The 2216-nt window shown below is 75.1% G+C and carries 4 protein-coding genes; all 4 read right to left on the reverse strand.

What is annotated here, in order from left to right:
- A partial coding sequence (locus KBX39_RS29370) for a copper resistance CopC family protein (protein WP_210873645.1) occupies nt 1-479 on the reverse strand: 479 nt, incomplete at its 3' end.
- A complete protein-coding gene (locus KBX39_RS29375; RefSeq protein ID WP_051611104.1) occupies nt 476-1039 on the reverse strand; it encodes a hypothetical protein in 564 nt (187 codons plus the stop codon). The genes KBX39_RS29370 and KBX39_RS29375, both read right to left, overlap by 4 nt.
- Nucleotides 1036-1599: a flavin reductase family protein gene (locus tag KBX39_RS29380; protein ID WP_307851546.1), complete on the reverse strand. Its 564-nt coding sequence runs from the start codon at nt 1597-1599 to the stop codon at nt 1036-1038. Before KBX39_RS29380 ends, KBX39_RS29375 begins: the two co-directional genes overlap by 4 nt.
- A complete protein-coding gene (locus tag KBX39_RS29385; protein WP_030503316.1) occupies nt 1592-2041 on the reverse strand; it encodes a thioesterase family protein in 450 nt (149 codons plus the stop codon). Before KBX39_RS29385 ends, KBX39_RS29380 begins: the two co-directional genes overlap by 8 nt.
- Nucleotides 2042-2216 lie beyond the last annotated feature (175 nt).

The following is a 2216-nucleotide window of genomic DNA, read 5'->3' on the forward strand; positions in this document are numbered from 1 at the left end:
CCCGTACCCCCGTGGTGGCCGCCCCCGGCGGACCCGTCCGGCGGCGCGGTGGCCGGCGGGGACGCGGCCGGGGCGGCCCGCGGCGGCGCGCCGAGCCCGGCGGCGACGGTGAACGGGACCACGCCGGTGGCGGTCTGCCCGGTGGCGAGCTGGGCGTGGTAGCCGACCCGGTAGCGCCCGTCACCCACGACCGTCACCGGCACCTCGACGCCGTTGTCGCGGTAGCGCGGCGCGCCCGTCGCGCCGAACGCGCCGCCCGGGCCGATCAACCAGACATGGGTCCGCTCGGCGTCGAGCGGGCCGTTGAAGGTGAGCGTCACCGCCGCCGGCGCCGTGGTCAGCCGGGCGCCGGCCGGCGGGTCGGTGGTCACCAACCGCGCCGGCCGCAGCTGCGCCGCCAGGGTCAGCCCGGCCAGGCCGAGCGCGAGCAGCGTGAGCAGACCCGCCGCCAGCCACCTCAGCCCCGGCCCGCGCCTCACCGGACTTCGGCCACCCGGCGGCAACTGCACCGCATCCGGGCCAGTTCGTCGGCGAGCGGCGTGCGGTGCAGGTACATCGCCACCACCATCGGCAGGAACACCACCGCGTTGTAGAACAGGTGCAGCTCCACCCGGGGCGCCACCAGTTGCAGCAGGCTCGTCGGCACCGGCTGCCCGGCCAGGTTGCTGCCGGTCAGCGACTGCACCAGCAGCAGCAGGTGCTCCAGGTGGTGCCACACCTGGATCAGCAGCGCCGCCATCCACCAGGTCCGGGCGCGGCCGACGAAGCCGCCGCGCAGCAGCCAGAAACCGGCGAGCATGACCAGCGCGTACCCGTAGTGCAGCCACTCGCTCTCCACCAGCCACGGGAACGGCATGCCGAGTACGCCCCGGGCCTCCGGCCGGGACCAGCCGAACACCCAGATCTGCGCGGCCTGCACCAGGTGCTCGGCCCAGTGGGCGATGACGACGACGAGGAAGATCTGCAGGGCCGCCCGGTGCCGGCTGCCGTTCAGATCGAGCCCCGAAGCGCCGGCGTCGCGCTTGTCCGACAGGGTCACTGCGCCTCCTTAAGGAGCGGTTGGACGTGCCGGCGGCCGGCGGCCGGGTGGGAGTTCCCGTACCTGTCGAACCGGCCTCGCCGGAAGATCAGGGCGTCGCTGTCGGCAGCCGTGCGCGCGGCCACCAGCCGGCCCACCACGATCACGTGGTCGCCGCCGTCGTGGCAGCGCCACGGCCGGCACTCCAGCCAGGCCAGCGCCCCGTGCAGCAGCGGCGCGCCGGTCCGCTCGCCCGGCGACCAGCCGACAGTGGCGAACTGCGCGCGCCCGGGCCGCCGGCGCCGGTCGGCGAAGTGCCGGGCCAGGCGCTCCTGCCCCCCGGCCAGGACGGAGATGCCGAACCCGTCCGCGTCGGACAGGCAGGCGGACATCAGGCTGTCCCGGCTCACGCAGAGCAGCACCAGCGGCGGGTCCAGCGAGACCGAGGTGAACGAGTTCGCCGTCATCCCGTGCGGCAGCGGACCACCGACCGTCAACACCGTGACGCCGGTGACGAACTCGCCGAGCACCGTACGCAGCGCGGCGGCGGCCGGCGGCGCGTCCACGGCGCGCTCAGGCACGGCCGGCCACCCCCTCGGCCGCCCGGTACGGCGCCAGCGCCCGCACCAGCGGCGTCGGCACGCGGGTCGGCACCACCTGCCCCGCGACCTCCCGCATGCAGGCGATCCGCTGGTGCCCCCGGGCCACCGGGACCAGCCCGCCCGGGCCGTCGCGCAGGTAGTCGAAGGCCAGGCCGAGCTGCGTCTGGGTCAGCTCGGTCAGGCTCATCCGGATGCGCAGCTCGTCGAACGCGTCGAGCTCGGCGAGGTACTCGCAGTCCACCCGCAGCGTGAACAGCTTCAACCCGGCGCGCAGGTCGTCGACCACCGCCGGGGCGTGCTCACGCAGGAACATCTCCCGGCAGCGGCCCTGCCAGCGCAGGTAGTTGACGTAGTAGACGTTGCCGACGAGGTTCGTCTCCTCGAACCCGACCACGTGGCGGTACTCGTACCAGGCGGACATGTCACACCCCCGTCGCGGTGAGGACGGCGACGACCACCGGCTGTGGCTCGCCGGTCAGACGGACCGGGCCGGTGGCCACCGTGACCCGGCCGCTGCGCACCAGCACCCACTCGCCGTCGCCGCCGGCCACCGTGAGCGGGGCGTCCACCGGCAGCCCCGCCTTGACCAGGCACTC

Origin of the sequence: Micromonospora sp. D75 (assembly GCF_018070405.1) — a bacterium.
In the GTDB taxonomy this organism is placed as follows: Bacteria; Actinomycetota; Actinomycetes; order Mycobacteriales; family Micromonosporaceae; genus Micromonospora; species Micromonospora chalcea.